At 44.9% G+C, this 1,671-nt stretch carries 2 protein-coding genes; both read right to left on the reverse strand.

Annotated features, from left to right (window positions below):
- Positions 1-69: 69 nt before the first annotated feature.
- Positions 70-702, reverse strand: coding sequence for a DUF3318 domain-containing protein (locus tag AC805_RS12600; RefSeq protein WP_009627218.1), 633 nt, complete (start codon positions 700-702; stop codon positions 70-72).
- Between the two features lie 319 nt (positions 703-1,021).
- The gene (gene ruvC, locus AC805_RS12605; protein WP_055075760.1) at positions 1,022-1,489 is read right to left on the reverse strand and encodes a crossover junction endodeoxyribonuclease RuvC; all 468 of its coding nucleotides are present in this window, start codon (positions 1,487-1,489) and stop codon (positions 1,022-1,024) included.
- Positions 1,490-1,671 lie beyond the last annotated feature (182 nt).

Raw genomic sequence — 1,671 nt, forward strand, 5'->3', positions numbered from 1 at the left:
GGTATTAGAAGCCCTACAAAAGTAAAAGAGAGAGGATGCATTGCATCCTCTCTCTTTTACTTTTATAATTTAATTTTCGTAATTCCGTCTTGCTTTATTAGCTTCGGAGCGTAATGAATCAAGGCGTTTTTCGATCAAAGTACGCGATCGCCCTTTTGATGTATCGCTAAGCATAATCTTGAGGGCACTACCTAAACTCTTATAGGCCGCAGGCAGGGGATAACCATTTCGCACGGCTAGGCGAATTGCTCCTTGATCGGCCTCGATCAGGTTGCGGATATCTTTTTTGCTAGTTCCCTTTCGCCATAGCTGAAAACCAGCTACTCCACAGATGCCGAGCGCTAAGACAAACAGCAAACCATTTTGCACCCAAAGCTCGCCAACTGCACCACCTAAACCGATAGCTAGGGCAGCAACTTCCCAGCCATCTTTGGGGACTGCGTCGTTTTGGATGCGGGCGACTTCGTGCCAGTATAAGAGGTTGCGCTGATCCTCAGCCATACGCTCCCAGCGCACCATATCGACTAATATCACCACTTCATCGCCACCAGCTTCTTCACAGGCTATGAGTGGAGGACGGACACCATCGGCATTAAGTACTTTTACCCATGCTTGTAACTCTGGCGGCAGCAGGTCTTGCAGGCGGCGGATCTCAGTTCTGGCAAAGGTATTTCGGAGGGAGGAAGAAGTAGGGGATGGCATGAATCTTCGTCAAAGTTCAGAATTTTGAGGGACTTGTCGCTAAAGTTAAATCTTAGTATAAGTTTTAACTACTTGTACTTTTGTTAGCTCAATACAACCGAATCAATACAACTGAAAAGTTATTTTAAGATTATACGCTGAGATTAAAGCCGTAGCCACTCAAATTAGGGACATAAAAAACAGCAGTATGGTTGCGGCACAAAGCACCACAACCATACTAATTAGCTCTAAGCATAAGTAAACCAAAAATCAGAGAGCGTACCGCCCGCGTAGCGGGCGTTACGCTCTCTGATTTTTGGTTTTAATTTAAGCAATCAGCTTAAGCAATCAGCCAACAGGTTAGAGCTGCGGCGATCGCATCCGCCGCATCATCGGGACGGGGAATGCGATCGAGATTTAATTCCCGCTTCACGGCTTCCTGCACATCATTCTTATCCGCATTGCCATGCCCTGTCAAAGCTTGCTTGATCTGGGGTGGTGAAAATTCAATGGGTTCGATATTATGCTGGTTTAGCACTAGTACGATCACCCCTCTGGCTTGGGCGACATTAACCAAGTTCCCCATCCGATAAAAAAACAGTTTTTCCATCCCCACCACCTGTGGCTGAAACTGTTCGATTAAGGTATGCATATCTTCATAAATGGTCTTGAGGCGATCGCCGATCGGTGTTTGCTTTGGTGTAACAATGGTTCCGAATTCCAATAATTTGGGTGAAGCAGGTTTTTCAACCTCAATTAAACCAAATCCCACAATTGCCAAACCTGGGTCAATTCCTAAAATTTTCATGTAAGGGATTCTAACAGAATTTCGATCTGGATAACCAAGACATATCAAGACATATTCAGTAGTCACCCTAAGGATTTATAGTCGTTTTAAATAACTTGTAGACGGGCTTCGACTTCGCTCAGCCCTCGGTGTAAGCTAGCTGAGCGAAGTCGAAGCTGTAGTTTTTATTTGAATTATCTATA

Source organism: Pseudanabaena sp. 'Roaring Creek' (assembly GCF_001402795.1).
GTDB lineage: Bacteria > Cyanobacteriota > Cyanobacteriia > Pseudanabaenales > Pseudanabaenaceae > Pseudanabaena.

Bases quoted from the DNA above. Each gene is read 5' to 3' on its own strand.
- ruvC (WP_055075760.1), bottom strand. From the start codon at position 1,489: ATGAAAATTTTAGGAATTGACCCAGGTTTGGCAATTGTGGGATTTGGT.
- AC805_RS12600 (WP_009627218.1), bottom strand. From the start codon at position 702: ATGCCATCCCCTACTTCTTCCTCCCTCCGAAATACCTTTGCCAGAACT.